Genomic DNA, 21,940 nt, shown 5'->3' on the forward strand with positions numbered 1-21,940 from the left:
CTTATTGAGCACTCGCTGAGATATTGTTTTTAGAAGTATCGCTTTTGTTAGACGTACTGTCCTGAGAAACATGACCCGCAGGTTGTGCCTTATTGACTGAAACCTCGGGTACCGCCGCTGGCTCTGCCGGAGGGAAGTAAAGAGGGCCTTTCAGACCACAACCTGTAACAGAGAGTAATGTTATGATAGCAAGTGACCAACGGAATTGTTTGTTCATCATAATTAATGCCTGTGATTCATACGCCAATACTCTCTATAATCGCAGTTAGGCCCCGAAAAGCAAATAGGAAATGAGTATGAACGATAGCGAATTTCATCAATTGGCCGATCAATTGATGTCACACATAGAAGAACAATTGGATAATTATGAAGGTGACGCAGATATTGACTGTGAAACCAATGGTGGTGTCATGACGCTGAGTTTTGATAATGGTAGCAAAATCATTATCAATCGGCAGGAACCTTTTCATCAAATCTGGCTGGCAACTAAAAATGGAGGTTATCACTTCGATTATCGCGATAACCAATGGGTCTGCGACCGTAATGGCAACGACTTTCTTTCTATGCTGGGACAAGCAATCACCGAGCAGAGTGGCGAACCTTTTCTGTTTTAGCCCGTTGTTATTTAGCTGGCTTTGATATAAAGCTGCAATTATCGGCATCCTGTGCCGTATCGAAAATACGGCACTGTTATGACAAACCGCTGGCTGTTTCAACGATGGTTCATTGAGCTTAATTCATTGAACTAAACTCATTGAACTTAATAATGGTTAATAGTGGCAGAATGATACTGGTCATTCGCCCTGATGGCTTCCCCCGTCTCCAGCACGGTAGCGCTTTCTGTCTCATGATCCAGCGGTGACTGCCCATCCATAAATGGCGCTACATGAGTACGTTCACCCTTCTTTATGATCTGGTAGAACTGTGGCAGGTTAAAATTGATAAAACTGGAACCATAAGTGAACCGATCATGGGATGAAGAGTAAAAACGGCTGACATCACGTACCAGCTCTTCTTTACTTCCTTCGCAATGAGGGTAAATCTCTACCTTGTTTGATTCATCAAGAAGATAGATATTAAAACCCTGAGTGCCCTCAATATTTTCAAAGAAAAACTGAATTATTCCCTCGCAGGCAAACCCGTCAATAATAGAAGGTAGCTGTTTGTCTTTGTTATCCACTCTAATCGGTAAACCATGCAGTTTGGTATTTGAAATCGCATTGTAAAATTCCACCGCATTTTCCAGTCTTTGTACTGAAACATTCAACCGTTCAAAAAACAGCCCCCAAGTTTGGCCGGAAATACGCAATACCTTGCAGCGGTCAAGATCCTGACGGTTACTGGAAAGGCGTAATTCGATACACTCTGAAACCAATTGCCTGACACGGGTACAAATCAACCCACGCAAGTGCCGACTGTAACAAAAAACTTCAACACTCGCTGGAGGCGCGGCGTCACGATGCATTTTGCCCAGAATTGTTTTCAGCGCTTCCAGCATCGATTGCTCACCATTAAAATGCAGCGTTCTCACTTCATTCCATGAATTACGGTAAAGCAGATCGATGCTACTCACCATACACTGCTGTGATTCACCAAAACTCAAGATATCTAATTTTCTGAAATCAAAATGCACAACCTGATCAGAAAAGCGGGTAGTTGGATCCGTTTCTAAATTAACAATAATTGCCAGATGGCGTATTTCACAGGGACTGTATAGTGCTTTTGGTGTCGGAGCGGGCAAACGAATAGGAAAATGAGTGGAAATATCGTTGACTAAATCAGCCAATTTCTTTTTGTCTACCTGAGAATCACCATTGCGAATATGAAGGCGGGTTTTTTCCGTCAGCAACCCGTTGAAATAAGTCCATGACACCAGCTTATTTAAATAACGATTATATTCCAGCGGCTGATGACCAATGATAGATTCTATTGTCGGGGCACGATTGTAAAGATACCAGCCACTACGATTTGCCCGCCCGGGGGGAACATAAATAAATGTCAGATCCTGTTCTGACAGATCCGGTGAAATTTGCGGGTTAATTAATGTGATTTTGCCGGGCAGTGCTTCAAACGCAGCATACAACTTACGAGTCAATACGCCGATGTCCTGCGGGCTAGCACTCACACTTAAATTGTTACGCCGGGCAAAACGGATAAGGTTGCGATAACTCTGCATCATGGTATCCAGCAACTCATTATGTGCTGTACGTACCTGCTCAATTTTCCATGCATTGCGGTTATTCAGTACCGCAAGTTTATCAATATCCCATCCCCATTCCTGTACTAACTGCTCAATAACCTGCTGCCGCCACCCTGTACATCCCTGAGTATCGCCACGACTCTCAACTTTTTCACAAACTTTCAGATAAAAGCAGCGACGAGCCAAATCCAGACGCGTCATATCGTTAGTCGCCGTCAGGTAATGGGTAACACGATCAAGCATCATGCTATAAGCATCAAGACCATAAGAAACAATCGAGCCTTCATGGAAATGTTGCTTCATTTCTGTCGCCAGCAATTTACTCTTGGGATATTCCCAAGAATAGGCTTCCAGCAACAGGCTTTTCAATACAGCCTTATAAGGAGAATCGACACTTTTATAAAGTTGCCATAAGCTGGCACCAAAATATTCTTCTGCCGATAATTCCGCCAACCCACCGAGATCCAGCCACTCATTGGGTGTTAAAACCCCCTGAGCATACAAAGAGTTGACGTATTCATCGTAATTCGCTTCTTCTTCTACAGGAACCATCGCCCATAGCAGACGTTTACCCGCCATCCGAACCGCAGTGCGATAAAACTCATCCAGTAGAAGAATATATTGAGTTGAACCACAATCTTCGCCATTCAGACTGCCACTGGTATTATGGCGAAAGCGGTTCTCATCTATCAGAAAAAATGTAACCTCAATACCCAGTGAAGCGGCCCACTGTTGTATTAAACTGCATTTTTGTTCCAATGAGTCTTTTTCGCTATTATCCAGCCATGCTTGATGGCAAACCCAAATATCTAAGTCAGAAGAACAGCTTTGCCCGATAGAAGAGGTGCTGCCCATCGAGTAAATACCCGTAATTGGCAATTCACCATTAGAGGAATGAGATAAAACACCAGCAGGCTGGTATTCTATATTGTTAATCCAAGATCGCTGAGTTTCATCAGGTGCAAAAAAACAAACGCCATGAGGAACGCCGTTTTCGATATAACCCGGCATCATTGGGTGATGATAATGTAATAATACTGGAATTAAATTATAAACCTGCTTAAACGTGGCACTCATCGAGTCATTCGCACGCTCTAACCTAAGCTGATTAATTGCATCCAGCCGCTGCTTCAGCGTTTCAATATAAAGATACAAGTGTTTTGCCTGCTTCAGTTTCAGTGCTTACAATCGCCAGTTTCCACTAAGGCCCAGCGCCCGTTAACGCTTTATTCTTGTTAACGTGCGATTTACAAAAATTATTTTTAGGTTTTTTTACTAACTTATTTGTCGGAAACGTGATCAATTTAACACCTTGCAGCTAAAGCGTAAAGCCCGCAATACCACTTTTTCGCCTGACCTACAACCCCAAATAATCAATTAACTCTTTGTAAAATATTAAGTTAATCACAAATTCGAGACTAAAATATGTTTTTTGAAATAGATTTTATATTCATCTAATTTCTATATTACTCAGATAACATATTGTAAACAGTGAATTTTAAGTGACCATTTGATTAATTTTAATTGATAAACATCTTTATTTTTTTTCACAAAAGATAAATGACAAATAGGAATTTGATTTTAAATCAATCTTTTTGTTTATTTTCTCTATTTAATTAAAATATTATTTTAATATTTAAAATTATTTTTACCAATTAAGACTGTATATTTATATACTATTCGAGTTTATCTTAACTGGAAAAAACATTATCGAAGTGTTAAAAGAGATCTATTTTTACTGTTCTACTTTTCACTTCTGAGGTTAAAAGCCTCCAATTGCTGTTAATTAATACAACTATCCAATACTATTACCCATGACAATGAAAACCATTCGCATTGCGACTCGCCAAAGCCCTCTGGCTATGTGGCAAGCTCTATATGTTCAAAAAAAACTACAACATTTTCATCCTGATTTGCAGGTTGAATTAATTCCTATGACTACCCGTGGAGATATCATTCTTGATACCCCCCTCGCCAAGGTTGGTGGTAAAGGGTTATTTGTAAAAGAGCTGGAACTGGCAATACTTGAAAATCGAGCTGATATTGCCGTTCATTCCATGAAAGATGTCCCTGTCGAATTTCCTGATGGTTTGGGATTGGTCACAATCTGTGAACGGGAGGATCCACGAGATGCTTTTGTTTCAGTAGAATACGCCTCGCTCGATGACCTCCCCATCGGCAGTATCGTCGGAACATCCAGTTTACGCCGTCAGTGTCAGCTGCGGCAGCTTCGTCCTGACCTTGTGATCCGCGACTTACGTGGCAACGTTGGCACTCGTTTAAGCAAACTGGACAAGGGTGATTATGACGCCATTATCCTTGCGGCTGCCGGGCTGAAGAGATTAGGGCTGGAAGATCGCATCCGGATGCCACTCGCACCGGAGTTACTGCTTCCGGCTGTCGGGCAAGGCGCCGTTGGTATTGAGTGCCGTCTGGATGACATACAAACCCGTGAGTTACTTGCGCCTTTAAATCATAAAAACACGGAAATTTGTGTCCTCGCTGAACGAGCCATGAATACCCGTCTGGAAGGGGGATGTCAGGTTCCTATTGGTAGTTATGCCATCTGGCAGGGCGATGATATCTGGCTACGAGCACTTGTTGGTGCACCTGATGGCAGTAACATCATCCGGGGTGAAAGCGTTATTTGTAGTAAAAAAACCAATTGCAGTGATAAAACAATATCATCCGAAGAGGCTTGTCAGGCGGGTATTTCACTGGCCGAAGAGTTATTGGAAAAAGGTGCCCGCCAGATTCTGGCTGACGTTTATCAGAGAGATCGACCTGCATGAGTATCTTAATCACCCGCCCTGCCCCCGCAGGAGAAGAATTGGTTAATCGGTTAAACGCTGCTGGTAAAACAGCATTTAGTGCACCACTTATTTCAATTCATCCGGGGGCGGATTTGCCCTTGCTGCCTCATAAACTGCAAAGGCTAACGGCAGGTGATTTTGTTTTTCTGCTATCCAAAAATGCCGTTCATTATGCCTGTGAGCAGCTTGTACAAGATAGCCTGTCATGGTCTGACAGACTATCTTATTATGGTATCGGTAAATCAACTTCCCTGTTTTTTCAGCAAAAAACAGGGAAAAGCATTCTCTGGCCAGAGCAGGGAGAAACAAGTGAGGATTTACTGCAACTCCCCTCCTTGCAACAGGTGGAGAATAAAAAAATTTTGTTACTCCGGGGTAATGGTGGCCGTGAAGTGATTGCGTCAACCCTGCGGGCAAGAGGAGCAGAAGTCGACTATTGTGAATGTTATGCACGCCGGCCTGTCAAATATCATTCAACTGAGTTCAGTCATCACTGGCAGCGGTGTAGTATAAAAACCATCGTTGTTACCAGTGGCGAAATGTTACGACTGTTATATAACTTAGTTATTGAAGGTGATAGCGCTGAAGGTCACGCTAATGATAGTAGTAATAGCAAAGCGTGGTTATTAAATTGCCGACTGATTGTGGTCAGTGAACGCCTCGCCAGTATCGCCCGGACACTGGGCTGGCAAGTAATAAAAGTAGCCAAGAGTGCAGATAATGACGCCTTAATGCAGGCGCTGGAATAAACCAATATGGGATGTCCATTATGACGGAACAAAAGAAATCCACTGATGCGGTTGAGACACAACACCCTCAGCAGCCTGAAAAGGCTCCTCGCAAATCCAGAAATTACGGATGGGTGGGCAATACTCTCTCAATTGCTATTGCCTTAGCAGTAGGCGCCGGTGGGCTTTATCTTTATTATCACAATAAACAACAGAACGAGGCATTAAAAGCCGTAAACCTCGATCTGCAAACTCAGGTTGCTTCACTCATACAACAGCAATCTGTCGATAAGCAGGCTGCTGATAGCAAAATTGAACAGTTAAAACAAGGCTTGCAGAAAGAAGGGGCGAAAAATCAGCAACAGATCCAGCAAGTAGACAGCCATATGGCAGAACTTCGGGATCGCGTCTCTGCCGTTACGAATTCTGACGTTGAAAACTGGCGGCTGGCACAAGCCAATTTTCTCGTGAAAATGGCCAGCCGCAAAATATGGGGTGATCAGGATATCGCCACCGCTATTGCTCTGCTGAAAGATGCTGATAACAGTCTTGCGGATATGAATGACTCCAGCTTAATGCCCGCCCGTGCGGCGATTAAAACAGATATGGATACACTGTCCAAAATTAAACAAGTCGATCTGGATGGTATCATTCTGACCCTGAATAGCTTATCAAATCAGGTAGATAACTTACCGTTGGTTGATAAAGTCGAACAGGGAAAACCCATGGATGAAGACGGTACAGGAATCAGTGCCTCACTTTCTGACTGGCGCCAGAACCTGAGCAAAAGCTGGCACAGTTTTATGGATAACTTCATCACTATCAGACCACGTGATGGTTCCAAAGAGCCTTTGTTAGCACCAAAGCAGGAAATCTACCTGCGAGAAAACATTCGCTCTAAGCTGTTAATTGCAGCTCAGGCAGTTCCCCGCCGACAAATTGATACTTATCGGGACTCACTAGAATCTGTTTCAACCTGGGTGAACGCTTATTTTGATACCTCATTACCAGATACAATTACCTTTCTGGACGAAGTGAAAACGCTGGAAAAACAGCCTCTTTCCATCGAAATGCCTGAACAATTAAGCAGCCAGCCCATTCTGGCCGATTTAGTACGTAAGCGTATCTATCAGCCGGCTTCTCAACCTCTGCCGGAAACCCAGCATCAGACAAAACCTGAAGATGCCCCCGTTCAGGCGGCAACACCTGCTCAGGAGGGCTGAATATGCTGAAAATATTATTATTGTTTGTCATCCTTATTATCGGTGTTGTTCTCGGCCCTTTCCTATCCGGACATCAGGGATACGTTCTTATCCAGACCGACAATTACGATATCACTACCAGCGTGACCGGCTTAGTGGTTATGTTCCTTCTGCTGCAATTCCTGCTGATTTTTATCGGCTGGTGCTACCGCAGATTAAAACGTACCGGCACTTTTACCCATAGCTGGATTTTTGGCGGGTATAAGCGTAAGCGCGCCCGTTTACAAACCAGACAAGCATTACTCAAGCTGGCTGAAGGGGACTTCAAACAGGTTGAACATTTAATGACACGTAATGCTGACCATGCAGAAGACCCTGTCGTTAACTACCTGCTTGCTGCGGAAGCAGCTCAACAACGAGGGGATTATTTCCGCACCAATCAATATATCGAGCGCGCCGCTGAAGTTGCGGATAAAGACCAACTGCCTGTCGATATTACCCGCACACGTATCCAATTAGCACAAGGGGAAACCCATGCAGCCCGTAACAGTGTAGATAAGTTACTGGATACAGCACCACGACACCCGGAAGTGTTACGGCTGGCTGAACAGGCGTATATTCGCTCAGGTGCCTACCAATCGCTAATTGATATTTTACCTGCGATAAAGAAAGTGGGCTTGCATGATGAAGAACAAATGTCTCAATTGCATCAGCAAGCGTATATCGGGCTGATGAATCAGGTCATGGCAGAAAAAGGCAGTGCCGGATTAAAAGCATGGTGGAAAGATCAACCCCGCAGGATCCGCAATGAAGCAGCGCTACAGGTTGCAATGGCTGAACATCTGATCGAATGTAATGATCATGAAACTGCACAGCAGATTATTCTCGACGGATTAAAGCAACAATATGATGACCGGCTGTTACTGCTGATTCCTCACTTAAAAGCGGGTAATTCCGAGGGTGTGCAAAAATCACTGTCACATTTACTGAAGCAACACGGTGAAACACCTCTGCTTAACAGTACACTGGGGCAAGTAGCATTACGTCACGGCGAGTGGGCTAAAGCAGAAACAGCATTTAAGGCGGCTCTTGCGCAGCGCCCTGATGCCCATGATTACGCATGGCTTGCTGATGCGTTGGATAGGCTGCATAAACGTGAAGAGGCCGCTCAAATACGTACTAAAGGCTTTATGTTGACACTGAAACGAGAAAGTAGCTCGGAAGAAGCATAACCTTTCGCTGTAAATTCAAATTTGTCATGATTAACAACCCAGACAAAGATATCACCGTTAATCATGGCAAACATGCTGTTCAAGATGAAGAAGAGAAAATAACAGGCAAAAAAAACACCTGTCACGATAAAAGACAGGTGCATAAATACAATCAGGTCTACAGACGGATAGTGCCTCACTCAACGTTATGTCCGGTTCGTGATGAAAAGATAATAGCTTACTCATCTATAACATGGACCATAGGCACCAGCAATCAGCTCTACATCATCCCGAGGTTTATGAAGCTATGCTGTCATAAGGAGTGGGATGAGCATCTACGATTTTATTAATGCATTTTTCATGCCAGATGTTCCCCTTACCCCATTCCGGGTAAATAAATAACTCTATGGTCGAAATTTAAAGCCCTACTCGATAAAAAAACAGCACAGAGACCAAATAGATATATTATCTTTCTACAAAATACACCAAATACCGTCTCTCATTTGAGACACCAATTCGGCATCTCAATTACACCCAAATATAATCAATGTGTTACATGTCTCCAATTGGAGACATGTAAGGGTATTGTTTGTCGTTGAAATACAACAGAGAGATTAAAATAACTTTAAAAACAAAAAGTTAATAAAATGAAAAATGAGTAAAAATAATCTATTCCAAAAGAATCGAATATCAGAAAAGCAGGGGAGATTTAGGGAAAGGATAAATTTTTTATTTTCTTTAAATACAATAAGAAAAGCCCTGCTATAAGCAGGGCTTTTCTTAATAATTTGGTCGGCGAGAGAGGATTCGAACCTCCGACCCACTGGTCCCAAACCAGTTGCGCTACCAAGCTGCGCTACTCGCCGAAATATTTTTTACAGCTAAAGATACTCGTTTTCTTTTTTATGGTGCGAAGGGGGGGACTTGAACCCCCACGTCCGTTAGGACACTAACACCTGAAGCTAGCGCGTCTACCAATTCCGCCACCCTCGCAATATCATAAAAAAGATGGGGTGGCTAACGAGACTCGAACTCGCGACGACTGGAATCACAATCCAGGGCTCTACCAACTGAGCTATAGCCACCATAACATATCTTTTATTACTGCTTACAACGCCGTACCACGATAACCCAATGTCACTGCTCTTGCACGCTTTAAATGGCGCGCCCGACAGGATTCGAACCTGAGACCTCTGCCTCCGGAGGGCAGCGCTCTATCCAGCTGAGCTACGGGCGCTTAACGCCGTTGCGGTGGAGGATAGTACGGATTTAATCTCCAACTGTCCAGTGCTTTTTTTAAAGAAATGGTGCGTTTGATTATGCTTTACTCACTTCGTTGATAAAGCCAGCACTTTCCCACCGCAAATTGTTTCCCAGATGAAAATTTACCCTACATTTTCTATCTGTTTTTGTTCCCGGATAAATTTTATTACCCAATAAATCAGTGACACAATCAGCAGGAAGGCACCACCCACCATGAGTGAAAAGCGCGTATCCGGATTAATCGCCATCCCAACCAATACACAAGACAAGAAAATCAATGTCAGGTAATTGATATAAGGGAAAAGTATCGATTTAAACGGGTGCTGTTTCAAGGCTGCCTGATGATGCTGACGAAAACGTAACTGGCTCACCAGAATCACAAACCACGGCACCATTCCCGGCAAGACGCTGGCGCTATAGACATAAACAAAAACAGACTGTGGATTCGGGATCAAATAATTCAGGCTGGAACCTGCAATCAGGCAGCCAATAGTGATTGCAACACATCTGACAGGTACACCATTTTTCGATAGTTTACGCAATGAAGCCGGCAACTGACGATTTTCAGCCAGCGCATACAACATCCTGCCTCCGCTGTACATACCGCTGTTACATCCTGAAAGGGCCGCAGTCAGTACCACAAAGTTGATCACCGCCGCTGCTGAAGCAATCCCCACTTTAGCAAAAGTCATCACGAACGGGCTGCCATGGCTGCCTATCTCAGTCCATGGAAACAGAGTGACAACAATGAAAATCGCGCCGACATAGAAAATCAGAATACGCCACAGAATATTGTTGATTGCTTTCTTCAGAGTCACCTGCGGGTTTTTGGCTTCACCCGCGGTGATACCAACCAACTCAACACCCTGATACGATGCAACCACAATACACAATGCAAACAAAAATCCTTTCCAACCTCCGGCGAAGAAACCACCATGAGCCGTCAGATTATCAAGACCAATGGCTTGCCAGTTATTACCCAGCCCAAAAAATATCAGCCCGATCCCCACCAGAATCATCACAATAATCGTGGTGACTTTGATCATTGCAAACCAGAATTCCAGCTCCCCATACAGCCGCACGGCGGCCAGATTCGCCAATGCCACCAGACTGACCGCCACCAAAGCCGCTACCCATTGTGGTAAATCAGGGAACCAGAATTCAGCATAGACTCCCACAGCGGTAATTTCTGAAATTCCGACAGAAACCCACATGAACCAGTAACCCCAGGCTGTCAGGCAACCCCAGTAAGGGCTGAGGTATTTATGACCAAAAGCAGCAAATGAACCGGTAACAGGCTCAAGAAACAGCATTTCACCCATTGACCGCATAATGAAAAAGACAAAAAGACCGGCAATAATGTAAGCCAGTAAAACTGAGGGGCCAGCCCATTTCAGGGTACTGGCAGAGCCCATGAACAGCCCGACGCCGATTGTGCCACCCAACGCAATCAGCTCAATATGTCGTGCTTCAAGTCCTCTTTGCAGCCCCTGCTCGGGCAGATCTTGTTTCGAATCACTCATAAAACTCCCTATCCATTTTTATGGTGTCTATATTATTTGCAAACAGAAAAAATACAGGAATTAATAATCAATGGTTGTGAAGATAAGTTGTAAAAAGGCTGGGATCAAAGCACGTTTTGCCTATCAGTGAAATAAAAAATTGTAAAATAGAGTCAACGCAGATAGCTAAATGAAGTGGACTAAGGTAAGACAGCCCACTGCACCGTCCCTAACATTAAGATGGGCACAGTGGGTTAATTGTTGTTAAAACAGTAGATAAAACATCACCTACAGCTTGCCACTGTAGTAATACCCCAAAAATCTCAACAGCTTGATTTGACGGCGGATACGGCTGGGCTGCGACAATAAACGATAAAGCCATTCCAGACCTAAATTCTGCCAGACTTTCGGCGCTCGCTTCACATGCCCGGTGAAAACATCATACGTTCCTCCGACCCCCATATACAGTGAGCCAGAATGCACTTTTCGGCAGTCACACATAAAAATTTCCTGCCTTGGCGAACCCATTGCAACTGTGACAATCTTTGCACCGCTGGCACGGATACGTTCAAATACCCCATTACGCTCATCAGCAGTAAAATAACCATCCTGACTGCCCACAATATTGACGTTCCACTGTTTACGGAGTTTGTTTACTGTCTGCGTCAGAATTTCCGGTTTGCCTCCCACCAAAAAGACCGGAGTACCTTCACGTCCTGCGCGCTCCATCAGGGCTTCCCATAAATCCGCGCCCGCAATGCGTGACACCTGCGCATCCGGATATTTACGCCGAATAGCTCGCACAATACTGATGCCATCTGCATAAAGATATTCCGCTTCATCCAGCAGTGTGTTCAGTGCATTGTCCTTCTCAGCAGTAAGCACTTTCTCTGCATTGATAGCCACCAGTGTGCCTGTCTTGACCTGCCCATCCTGAAAAAGATGATCAAGGAAATGTGACATTCCCTGAAATCCCCACAGTTCCAGACCACGGATATGATATTTACGAATATTATTCATCGCCATTTTTGCTCCTTACATCCACCCGAGCAGATGTTTCTGGTGATACAGACATATTGGTGATGACAAATTTCCGAACAAGCCCTGCGCTGTCAAAAAGCCAGTACAACAATTTTGCCACTATCAGGCACAGGCCAAAGACAACACCAAAGAACACAACACGAGAAACAAAAGAATCCATCCCTTCACGGGCAAGGACTATCATGTTAAAAATCGCGCCAAAGCAGAATGCCTGTAAAATAGCTGCTTTATAACGGTTCGTTTCCTGTTTCCCGGCTTCATAAATCCAGTCAAACCACTTGATAATCATGCCAACAACAACTGCCCCAAGTGGTATAAAAAACACGCCGCCCATAACAACTAATGAACCGATCAGCGTCGGGGAAATCGCTAAACCAGAGTGGTTATTCAGCACATCCCAAGTAAAGTAATTGGCGGTATTCCATACTAAATTTGGTCTGTCAGGCCAGACCCAGCTCGGAATAAACACATAGAAATCGCGGATAATCGGGGCCAATCCCTGAAAATCAATTTTGCTGTAGTTATCCAGCAACAAAGCCAGATTTTCCCACGGAGAAAAAGTATCACGGGTTAAGTACAAGAAGGTATAAAACGCTTCTGCGCCGCTCACATCAAGGCTATAACGCTTCAGAGCCAGCCAGAACATACCGACGATCCCAATAACACCAGCCACAAGCAGCATCCACAATGTAATCCAGCCCCGGACAATACCGATGAACAGAAACAGTGCAAACGCAATAATGATGTTGGCCCGTGTCCCTCCGACAATCACATAAGTCAGAATACCGAACCCGACGGTTCCCACTAAAAATAACAGCCAACGCGTTTTGGTCGGTTTCAGGAAAAATACCACCAGCATGGCGGGGATAAAGAAGTAGAAAAAGCGTTTAAGCGCAACCCCGGAAACCTTACTGGAAAAGATCTGGCTGTACGACTGTAGCTTAAATAACAGAAAACCATTTTGCAGGAAGAAAGAGCCAACAGAAAAAATGGCTATACCCGCCAACAAAAGCCACGCCAGATTCGTCTCCACCCGATTCATGGTAAACAACGGCTTGCGCGGAACAAGACCGCTTATTGCGCTCCCCTTCCCCGATGCCTGATACCTAAGACGTACTTTATAACTGACATAATAAATGGCATAGAAACAAGTTGATGCCAATATTGCATACAGCAGTGAACTCACAGGTACAACCTGCACATCAAACTGAAAAACCAGTATGCTTGTCAGTGGGAAACCAAAATAAAAAGTCAGCAGATAAAGCAGTGAGAAAAAAATATTAAAATTAAAACGAACACGCTGAAATTCTTGATACGTCAGTGTCAGAATAAAAATCAACGAGATTGCATAAACAACAAACAGCCCACCAAATTGCACCAACGTCATTGCAACTCTCCAGATGCTTCCAGCAGGGCAATCTTCCACCCTTTGACAAAGTTAGGATCAAAAAAAGCAATTGCCTTCTTATCGAGAGACAGCATCTGACGCTGCGCTTCCTGCACCCAATGCTTATTCAGTTCGTCACCATCAAACAGAACCGGTATTTGCTGTTCGGCTAGATCCTGCCAGAATGGGTTCTGGCGGCTCAGAACGAAAGGAATCCCCTGTTGGATCAACAAACAAAGTGTTCCTATTCCCTGCTGGCGCTGAAAAATAAAATAGCCCAAATCACACTGACGCAGTAATGATAAATAATCATCAAATGTCATTTTTTCTTTCAGTATTCTGACATTTTCAGCCTTGAATAACGATAATGCAGCCTGTTCTACATTCTGGATATAAGCCTGATTATTCTCGGGATAACCCATTGGCAGGATAAGCCGTGCTTCTGAACCAAACTGGCGATGAATTTTGTGGAGTGCTTCAATATGCCGATTAGATTGATCACCTGAATTTCCCAGTAAGATGGCGATCCCTTCAGGTGAAAAGCGTTTTTCTTTCACTGTCAGAGAAGGTGTCATGCGCGTAGGGAAATAGAGCAGTGAAGCCGGTACTCGCGGATGGGATTTCGCGAAATAGTTAAGATCTCCACGTGTCGCAAATACTCTCCCTACCCGCTTCTGAGCCAGACGACGCAATAAATAGAACACACGAAATTTAAGCTGGCGGGAATCCTCGTACAAATCAGCCCCCCACACATGCCACCAGAATTGATGACTTTTAATTTTTCCGGTTAATAAAGCCAGCCATAAGCCGGCATTGAACTGCCCGTGAAAAAAGAAACGGTTAGCCCGGTCTTCCTGTGCCATTGCGATTACTGCCTGCGATAATACTGCTTTATTTTCATAAGTTGTGATAGTTAAAGCAGGATAATTTTCAGCTATCCATGAGTGATCTTTAGCTACCACCATAAAGCACGGCTTGGCTGAAGACGGAGTTTCCTGTGCCAGTACGTCATTAAAAAAACGCAGTAGCGTTTGATTGTGATGTGGGATATCCGATCCCAAAACGTGGATTAAGGTTGTCATGCTCGTCTGCAATAAATAATAAATACACTACAACAAAGGCTAAAATAAACGACATAAGTCGCCATATAGGATTGTGCGGCCCCCAACGCGCCATTTATCGGGATCAGCCAGTGAGAAAAGCCGGTCAGCAACAAAAACTGGCTGACTTCCGCCAAGATATAAAAACGCAGAGCGGCTTTTGCTATCACCAGATAGCCAAAAACATAAGCACAAACTTTCAGAACATCGCCCACCAGCTGCCATGCGAATAGATCCCGCATTGCGGTAAATTTATCTGAAAACAATAGCCAGATAACAAAGTCACGCAATAACCAGACGGAAAAACTGGCAACAGCCACTGCGGGTAATACAAACTTCAGCGCCTTTACGATCTCACTGGTGATCTTATTTTTGCTTTCCAGTCGAGAAAGGGTCGGTAGCAAATAAACGGTGAAAGAGGCCGTGATAAATTGTAAATAAGCATCAGAAATACTGCTTACACCCTGCCAAATCCCCACTTCTTCCCAGCTATAACGCTCAGCCATTAAGTTTCGCATCATGATGTAAGCGACTGGCAGTGTAATAGAAGTCAACAAAGCCATCAGCGTAAACTTCCCCAAATGGCTGGCAATGGCACGATCCCATGCAGGTTTCAGTGCTGAAAATGCTATTGTTTTGCGTTGCAGTAACATCATCCCTGCCGGCAAAACGACCAAAGCAGGAACTAAAGCCAGCCCCGCCAGCGCACCTTCATACCCCCCCAGCCAATAACACAGGCCATAAGCAATAACCCCTGTCAGACTGCCTAGTATAATTGCCTGTGCATTTCCCTGAGCATCGCGGAACCCTTTCAAAATAGCCAGAAAATAGTTGGCATAAGCGATTCCCATTTGAATAAATGCGAGCGCCTGCACAACCGTTTTGTAATAGTTGTGACCAAACAGGCCAATACTGATAGCCTCACTGAATAAGAGGAAAACTACCGCTAGCAGGGTAGAAAACCCCAGAATAATTGAGGATGACGTTCCCAATACCGCCTTGAGCTTTTCCGGCTGAGAGTGGTGCTCCGCAACATATTTGGTTACGCCATTGAAAATCCCGGCACCAGACAGTACTCCCAGAACAGTAATGAGCTGGCGGAAATTTCCCGCCTGCCCCACCCCTGCCGGGCCAAAGGAGACGGCCAGAAGTTTAACGACCAGTAACCCCACACCAATTTTGATTAGTGTGGAGCCAGCCGTCCAGACTGAGGCTTTGGCAAGTGACATATCAGGCAAAAAATTCCTTGATGCGACTGATGACAACCTGCTGTTCTTCATCAGTGATATTGTAAAACATCGGTAAACGTACTAGACGCTCACTTTCACGGGTAGTGAAACGGTCTTCGCCATGAAAACGGCCACATTTCTCGCCAGCCGGGCTGCTATGCAGAGCAACGTAATGGAATACCGTCAGGATATCCGCCTCTTTCATAAAGCGATTAAATTCACTGCGTTCTGCCACATCTTTCAGTTTGATATAAAACATGTGGGCATTGTGTTCCAGATTTTCTGGCACAACAGGCAGAGTCAGCAGCCCTTTATCAGCCAATGGTTGCAGAGCCTGATAATAGTTATTCCATAGCAGCAGACGACGCTGATTGATTTTATCCGCGACTTCCAGTTGTGCCCACAGAAATGCTGCCTGTAAGTCAGAAAGAAGATAACTGGAACCAATATCACGCCAAGTATACTTATCTACCTGCCCCCGGAAAAACTGAGCACGGTTAGTGCCTTTTTCACGGATAACTTCGGCACGGGCAAGCATGGATTGATCATTGATCAGTGTCGCGCCACCTTCGCCTCCGGCTGAGTAATTTTTAGTTTCATGAAAGCTGAAACAGCCAATATGACCAATCGTCCCCAGCGCACGCCCTTTATAGGTTGACATAACGCCCTGTGCAGCATCTTCGACGACATACAGATTGTACTTTTCTGCCAATGCCATGATGGTGTCCATTTCACAAGCTACCCCCGCATAATGCACTGGCACAATGACACGGGTTTTATCCGTGATGGCTGCTTCAATTTTGGTTTCATCAATATTCATCGTATCCGGATGAATATCCACAAAAACAATGGTTGCCCCACGCAGAACAAAAGCATTGGAAGTCGAAACAAAGGTGTAGCTCGGCATGATAACTTCATCACCCGGCTGGATATTCAACAGTATTGCCGCCATTTCTAAGGAAGCAGTACAAGAGGGCGTTAACAACACCTTTGTTTTATGAAAAGCATCGGTTTTAGGCAAAGCATCCGGACAACTAAAGCGTTTCTCCATCCACTCTTCACAACGTTTGGTAAAACCACCATCACCACACAGTTTTCCACTGGCCATTGCCTGTTGCATATATTCCAGTTCAGTGCCGACAACCGGAGGTTTGTTAAATGGAATCATTTCGTCCTCTGTATAACCAATATGCAGTGCTTTCGATTGTTGCACCACTACGTGTATAAAGGCGCAAAGCCGTGATGTTGCTGATTTGCGTTGCAATTCTCAGGCATTGTATCTCATGGTTATGGCACCATTGTTGCGCCGCTGACATTAATTTTTTTCCGATCCCCTGCTGCAATTTGCCCGGCATTGCCGCCAGCAAACCTATCCGCGCTTCATGACTTCCTATCTTTCTCATGGTGACGAAACCCGCAGGATTACCACACTCATCATTAACAAGCAGGCACTCATGGTCAAAAGTGCCCAAAACCGCCTTCTCAACCCATGCAGCATAAAAACGGCTACTGTCATCCGATTGATACCAAGGTGTACGAAAGCGACTGGTTGAAAATACGTTAGCAGCCGCCGCTTTCAGTAGTGGAATATCCTGTGGAGTCGCGGTTATTAACGCCTGATCCCTGTCAGCTTTTTCTGAGCTAATGGATAACAATAAATCTGCTTCACCTTCCACCAGAGAAAAGCCCAGTGCCGATAATTGATCAATCAGATAAACCTGTTGAGCCGGTACTTTTGCCTGCACTAAGGCATACTCATCCAACTGCAACGCGGTGATTGGCGCAATAGCCGGTGAAGAAGCCGTTATGATATTCAGACGGGCAGTGGACAGGCCAAAAAATTGGCTGTCCCATGCCAGAGATTCAATATCAGCGTGAATAGACATGGAGTAAATCCAGCAAATATTGGCCATAGCCTGTTTTGGCCAACTCTGCCGCAGAAGCCCTGACCTGCTCATCGTTCATCCAGCCATTACGCCATGCGATCTCTTCCAGACAGGCAATTTTGAAGCCCTGCCGTTTTTCGACAGTCTGCACAAACATACTGGCTTCAATCAGGCTGTCATGGGTACCGGTGTCCAGCCAGGCAAAGCCACGCCCGAGTAATTCAACATTCAGCTCGCCACGCTCCAGATACATCTGATTGATACTGGTAATTTCCAGCTCCCCACGAATGGAGGGTTTTACCCGCTTAGCGAAATCCACAACGTTGTTGTCATAAAAGTAAAGCCCGGTTACCGCCCAATTGGATTTTGGCTGGACTGGCTTCTCTTCAATAGAAAGGACGCGATACTGTTCGTCAAATTCCACAACACCGAACCGCTCAGGATCCATAACCTGATAGCCGAACACAGTGGCACCATGACTGCGGGCCGCAACACTTTGTAGCTTAGGACTGAATGCCTGACCAAAGTAAATATTGTCACCCAGCACCAGACAACAAGGGTTATCACCAATAAATTCTTCACCAATCAGAAATGCCTGTGCCAGACCATCCGGCGAAGGCTGTACTGCATAGCTCAGATGAATGCCAAAACGCTCACCATCACCCAGTAACCGTTTAAAGGCAGGTAAGTCTTCCTGAGTGGAAATAATCAGGATATCGCGTATCCCTGCCAACATTAAGACTGACAACGGATAGTAGATCATTGGCTTGTCATAAATAGGCAATAACTGCTTTGATACGCCGCGTGTTATTGGGTACAGGCGTGTGCCGGAGCCACCTGCCAGTATAATTCCTTTCATGTCATCCCCCTGATGGGTTTATTTATTTCCGCAATGCTCAAACTGTCCATCATGTTCAGACAAGCCAAGACGTTCTCCCGCATAAGAGCCATCCTGTACCCTGCGCCACCAATTTTCGTTTGCCAGATACCACTGCACTGTCTTACGAATACCAGATTCAAAGGTTTCCTGTGGTTTCCAGCCTAATTCACGCTCAATTTTTGCGGCATCAATGGCATAACGCATATCATGCCCCGGGCGATCAGTAACGTAGGTAATCAGCTCTCGGTAATGCGCCACACCGGCTGGCTTTTCCGGCTTCAATTCTTCCAGCAATTCGCAAATCGTTTCGACCACATCAATATTACGGCGCTCATTATGGCCGCCAATATTATACGTTTCGCCAGATACCGCCTGAGTGACTACCAAATGCAGTGCCCGCGCGTGATCTTCCACATACAGCCAGTCACGGATCTGCTCTCCCTTACCGTAAACAGGCAAAGGTTTACCCGCCAGTGCATTCAGGATCACCAAAGGGATCAGCTTTTCCGGAAAATGGTAAGGGCCATAATTATTCGAGCAGTTAGTGATCACGGTTGGTAAACCATAAGTGCGTAGCCATGCCCTGACCAGATGATCACTGGATGCCTTGGAGGCTGAATAAGGGCTGCTCGGTGCGTAAGGTGTCGTTTCTGTGAAAAAGCCCTCTTCGCCATGCAAATCACCATAGACCTCATCCGTGGAAATATGGTGAAAACGGAATGTTGCCTGCTTTTCCCGATCTAACTGCTGCCAGAATGTACGAGCCGCTTCTAATAAGGTATAAGTGCCAATGATATTGGTTTCAATAAATGCCGCAGGTCCGTCAATGGAACGATCAACATGGCTTTCCGCCGCCAGATGCATCACCGCATCAGGCTGATATTGCTGAAAAATACGTTCCAACGCATCGCGATGACAGATATCTACCTGCTCAAACGCATAACGAGGATGATCAGCTACCGATGCCAGTGACTCAAGATTGCCGGCATAAGTCAGGCTATCAACCACAACGACACTGTCTTCAGTATGGTTGATTATGTGGCGAACCACCGCAGAACCAATAAAGCCCGCTCCACCAGTAATTAGAATACGTTTCAACGCCAGACTCCTTTGCTGTCTACAACCCATTTTTGTTTTATCTGGCTGCCATTGATCGCCTTAAACTGACTGTGATCCACCAGCATCAATACAACATCAGCGTCTTCCAGCGCCTGTTGCAGACTGACCAGCTCCACCATACCTTCCAGTGAATGAGGCAATTCGTGAATATTCGGTTCAACAGCCAGAGTAGGGCCTGCGTGCCACTGCGCAACCATTTTGGTGATGTGAACTGCCGGACTTTCACGTAAATCATCAATGTTTGATTTAAATGCCAGACCAAAGCAGGCAATCTTAATTTCACTGGCTCGTTTGTTGCTTTCGGCCAGACAATCCGCGACGGCGGCTTTCACCTGATCAACCACCCAAAGTGGTTTGTCATCGTTCACAAGCCGGGCGGTGCGGATCAGACGAGACTGCGTAGGATTTTGTGACACAATAAACCACGGATCGACGGCAATGCAGTGCCCGCCGACTCCCGGCCCCGGTTGCAGGATATTGACCCGGGGATGCCGGTTTGCCAGACGAATTAATTCCCAAACATTAATTCCCTGCTCAGCGCAGATAAGCGAAAGTTCATTAGCAAAAGCGATGTTAACATCCCGAAAGCTATTCTCAGTCAGCTTACACATTTCTGCCGTTCTGGCGTTGGTGACAACACATTCACCTTCCAGGAAAATTTTATACAGTTCACTTGCTCTGGAAGAGGATTTCGGGGTCATTCCCCCCACAACTCGGTCGTTTTTGATTAGCTCCACCATGACCTGACCCGGTAATACCCGTTCAGGACAATAAGCAATATCAATATCTGAATTTTCCCCTGCCTGTTGTGGAAAGGAAAGATCCGGTCGGGCTTCTGCCAGTCTCTCGGCCATTTGTTCCGTTGCACCAACTGGCGATGTCGATTCCAGAATAATCAGGTCGCCTTTTTTCAAAACAGGTGCAATGGATTCTGCTGCTGAAAAAACATAAGCCATATCCGGCTCGTGATCGCCCTTAAAAGGCGTAGGAACCGCAATCAAAAATGCATCCGCTGGCTGGGGTGAAGTGACCGCTCTCAGATAACCACCTTCAACCGCTGTTTTAACAACTTGATCCAAATCAGGCTCAACAATGTGAATCTCGCCACGATTAATCGTCTCTACTGCATGCTGGTTAACATCAACACCAATAACCGTTTTCTGGCAGGAAGCAAATGCTGCCGCAGTAGGTAAACCGATATAACCAAGACCGATCACAGAAATTGTTTCAAAACTCATAATGCCACCTGATTTTTCTTCAATATTTCCAGAATTTTCTGGCAAGCCTTGCCATCCCCGTAGGGGTTATGAGCCCGGCTCATTTGTTGATAAGCGGAGTCATCCGTCAATAAGCGCGTGACTTCATCAACAATCGTTTGGGTTTTTGTTCCTACCAGCCGCACCGTACCCGCGTCAGCCGCTTCCGGCCGCTCTGTGGTATTACGCATGACCAGAACGGGCTTACCAAGAGAGGGAGCCTCTTCCTGAATTCCGCCTGAATCAGTCAGGATCAAATAGGCATGATCCATCAGATAAACAAAGGGCAGGTAATCCTGCGGGCTGATAAGAATAATATTATCAATACCATGCAGAATGCGTTTTACCGGTTCGCATACATTGGGATTCAGGTGTACAGGATAAACAACCTGCACATCTGGGTGCATTCTGGCGATTTGCGCCAGTGCTTCACAAATTCGTTCAAAACCACCGCCAAAATTCTCTCGGCGATGGCCTGTTACCAAAATCATTTTCTTAGCAGGATTAATAAAAGGGTAAAGCTCCGCAAGCTGCCCCCTTAATACGTCATCATGCATAATGCGATCACGCACCCAGAGCAAAGCATCAATAACGGTGTTTCCCGTAACAAAAACAGCGTTGTCTGCAATAGATTCCTGTAAGAGATTACTGCGGGAGTTTTCTGTCGGAGCAAAATGATACGTTGCCAGATGACCTGCAATTTTACGGTTGGCCTCTTCCGGCCATGGTGAGTAAAGATCGCCTGTTCTCAGTCCTGCTTCAACATGCCCTACAGGTATTCGCTGGTAAAAAGCAGCCAGACTGGTCGCCATCGTTGTTGTGGTATCACCGTGTACCAGTACTACATCTGGTTTGAATTCATTGAGTACCGGCTTGATGGATTCAAGTATCCGGCAGGTAATATCTGTCAGATCCTGCCCTTTCTTCATAATATTGAGATCAAAATCCGGCTTGATCCCAAATAAATTCAGTACCTGATCCAACATTTCCCTATGCTGTGCGGTCACACAAACTTTTGCCTCAAAATCACTATCCTCAGCTAAAGCGTGTACCAGCGGCGCCATTTTGATGGCTTCCGGGCGAGTACCAAACACAGTCAACACTTTCACAGTGGCTCTCTTAT

18 protein-coding genes and 4 tRNA genes are annotated in these 21,940 nt (G+C 45.2%); 5 read left to right on the top strand and 17 right to left on the bottom strand.

Translation table 11 applies throughout. The annotated features are described in order from the left end of the window. Position 1 precedes the first annotated feature (1 nt). Positions 2–220, bottom strand: a complete 219-nt coding sequence (gene lptM, locus AAC855_RS12370) for an LPS translocon maturation chaperone LptM (protein WP_422824379.1) — start codon at positions 218–220, stop codon at positions 2–4. Positions 221–296: 76 nt separating this feature from the next. Here lptM and cyaY point away from each other — a divergent pair, with 76 nt between their 5' ends. Then, positions 297–614 carry an iron donor protein CyaY gene (gene cyaY / locus AAC855_RS12375; protein WP_340609953.1) on the top strand — a complete coding sequence of 106 codons (318 nt, stop codon included), beginning with the start codon at positions 297–299 and terminating at the stop codon, positions 612–614. 146 nt (positions 615–760) lie between these two features. Here the strand turns inward: cyaY and AAC855_RS12380 are convergent, their stop codons facing one another. Continuing rightward, complete coding sequence (locus AAC855_RS12380; RefSeq protein ID WP_340609954.1) at positions 761–3,355, bottom strand: class I adenylate cyclase; 2,595 nt, start codon at positions 3,353–3,355, stop codon at positions 761–763. A gap of 659 nt (positions 3,356–4,014) precedes the next feature. Between AAC855_RS12380 and hemC the strand changes: the two genes are divergently transcribed. From hemC to hemY, 4 genes are read left to right on the top strand one after another with little or no spacing between them, the layout of a single operon-like run. After that, on the top strand, positions 4,015–4,992 hold the full coding sequence (hemC, locus tag AAC855_RS12385) for a hydroxymethylbilane synthase (protein WP_340609956.1): 978 nt from the start codon (positions 4,015–4,017) through the stop codon (positions 4,990–4,992). Further along, on the top strand, positions 4,989–5,762 hold the full coding sequence (gene hemD, locus AAC855_RS12390) for a uroporphyrinogen-III synthase (protein WP_340609958.1): 774 nt from the start codon (positions 4,989–4,991) through the stop codon (positions 5,760–5,762). Before hemC ends, hemD begins: the two co-directional genes overlap by 4 nt. Before the next feature lie 20 nt (positions 5,763–5,782). Next, positions 5,783–6,964, top strand: a complete 1,182-nt coding sequence (hemX, locus tag AAC855_RS12395; RefSeq protein WP_340609960.1) for a uroporphyrinogen-III C-methyltransferase — start codon at positions 5,783–5,785, stop codon at positions 6,962–6,964. A 2-nt stretch (positions 6,965–6,966) separates the two neighbouring features. Further along, complete coding sequence (hemY, locus tag AAC855_RS12400; RefSeq protein ID WP_340609961.1) at positions 6,967–8,175, top strand: protoheme IX biogenesis protein HemY; 1,209 nt, start codon at positions 6,967–6,969, stop codon at positions 8,173–8,175. A gap of 768 nt (positions 8,176–8,943) precedes the next feature. Here the strand turns inward: hemY and AAC855_RS12405 are convergent. The 15 genes from AAC855_RS12405 to wecB all read right to left on the bottom strand — a co-directional run bounded on the left by AAC855_RS12405 (position 8,944) and on the right by wecB (position 21,926). Further along, positions 8,944–9,020 (bottom strand) — tRNA-Pro (locus tag AAC855_RS12405). Positions 9,021–9,060: 40 nt separating this feature from the next. Continuing rightward, positions 9,061–9,147 (bottom strand) — tRNA-Leu (locus tag AAC855_RS12410). Between the two features lie 16 nt (positions 9,148–9,163). Continuing rightward, positions 9,164–9,239 (bottom strand) — tRNA-His (locus AAC855_RS12415). A gap of 75 nt (positions 9,240–9,314) precedes the next feature. Then, positions 9,315–9,391 (bottom strand) — tRNA-Arg (locus tag AAC855_RS12420). 148 nt (positions 9,392–9,539) lie between these two features. Beyond that, positions 9,540–10,940: a bifunctional threonine/serine APC transporter ThrP gene (thrP, locus tag AAC855_RS12425; RefSeq protein WP_340609962.1), complete on the bottom strand. Its 1,401-nt coding sequence runs from the start codon at positions 10,938–10,940 to the stop codon at positions 9,540–9,542. Between the two features lie 267 nt (positions 10,941–11,207). Further along, the gene (gene wecG, locus AAC855_RS12430) at positions 11,208–11,945 is read right to left on the bottom strand and encodes a lipopolysaccharide N-acetylmannosaminouronosyltransferase (RefSeq protein WP_340609963.1); all 738 of its coding nucleotides are present in this window, start codon (positions 11,943–11,945) and stop codon (positions 11,208–11,210) included. Then, positions 11,932–13,347, bottom strand: coding sequence for an ECA oligosaccharide polymerase (gene wzyE, locus AAC855_RS12435; RefSeq protein ID WP_340609964.1), 1,416 nt, complete (start codon positions 13,345–13,347; stop codon positions 11,932–11,934). The genes wecG and wzyE overlap by 14 nt, the downstream gene beginning before the upstream one ends. Further along, a complete protein-coding gene (locus tag AAC855_RS12440; protein ID WP_340609966.1) occupies positions 13,344–14,429 on the bottom strand; it encodes a TDP-N-acetylfucosamine:lipid II N-acetylfucosaminyltransferase in 1,086 nt (361 codons plus the stop codon). Before AAC855_RS12440 ends, wzyE begins: the two co-directional genes overlap by 4 nt. Beyond that, positions 14,426–15,676 (bottom strand): lipid III flippase WzxE, encoded by a 1,251-nt coding sequence (wzxE, locus tag AAC855_RS12445; protein ID WP_340609968.1) that lies wholly within the window; start codon positions 15,674–15,676, stop codon positions 14,426–14,428. The genes AAC855_RS12440 and wzxE overlap by 4 nt, the downstream gene beginning before the upstream one ends. A 1-nt stretch (position 15,677) precedes the next feature. After that, positions 15,678–16,844 carry a dTDP-4-amino-4,6-dideoxygalactose transaminase gene (rffA, locus tag AAC855_RS12450; protein ID WP_340609969.1) on the bottom strand — a complete coding sequence of 389 codons (1,167 nt, stop codon included), beginning with the start codon at positions 16,842–16,844 and terminating at the stop codon, positions 15,678–15,680. Next, entirely contained in the window at positions 16,831–17,562 is a 732-nt protein-coding gene (rffC, locus tag AAC855_RS12455; RefSeq protein WP_340609971.1) for a dTDP-4-amino-4,6-dideoxy-D-galactose acyltransferase, read from the bottom strand. The genes rffA and rffC overlap by 14 nt, the downstream gene beginning before the upstream one ends. Next, complete coding sequence (gene rfbA, locus AAC855_RS12460) at positions 17,546–18,421, bottom strand: glucose-1-phosphate thymidylyltransferase RfbA (protein ID WP_340609973.1); 876 nt, start codon at positions 18,419–18,421, stop codon at positions 17,546–17,548. The genes rffC and rfbA overlap by 17 nt, the downstream gene beginning before the upstream one ends. A gap of 18 nt (positions 18,422–18,439) precedes the next feature. Beyond that, positions 18,440–19,540, bottom strand: coding sequence for a dTDP-glucose 4,6-dehydratase (rffG, locus tag AAC855_RS12465; protein ID WP_340609974.1), 1,101 nt, complete (start codon positions 19,538–19,540; stop codon positions 18,440–18,442). Beyond that, complete coding sequence (gene wecC, locus AAC855_RS12470; protein WP_340609975.1) at positions 19,537–20,799, bottom strand: UDP-N-acetyl-D-mannosamine dehydrogenase; 1,263 nt, start codon at positions 20,797–20,799, stop codon at positions 19,537–19,539. Before wecC ends, rffG begins: the two co-directional genes overlap by 4 nt. Continuing rightward, the gene (gene wecB / locus AAC855_RS12475; protein WP_340609977.1) at positions 20,796–21,926 is read right to left on the bottom strand and encodes a non-hydrolyzing UDP-N-acetylglucosamine 2-epimerase; all 1,131 of its coding nucleotides are present in this window, start codon (positions 21,924–21,926) and stop codon (positions 20,796–20,798) included. The genes wecC and wecB overlap by 4 nt, the downstream gene beginning before the upstream one ends. Positions 21,927–21,940 lie beyond the last annotated feature (14 nt).

This window comes from Xenorhabdus bharatensis (assembly GCF_037996705.1).
Taxonomy (GTDB): Bacteria; Pseudomonadota; Gammaproteobacteria; order Enterobacterales; family Enterobacteriaceae; genus Xenorhabdus; species Xenorhabdus bharatensis.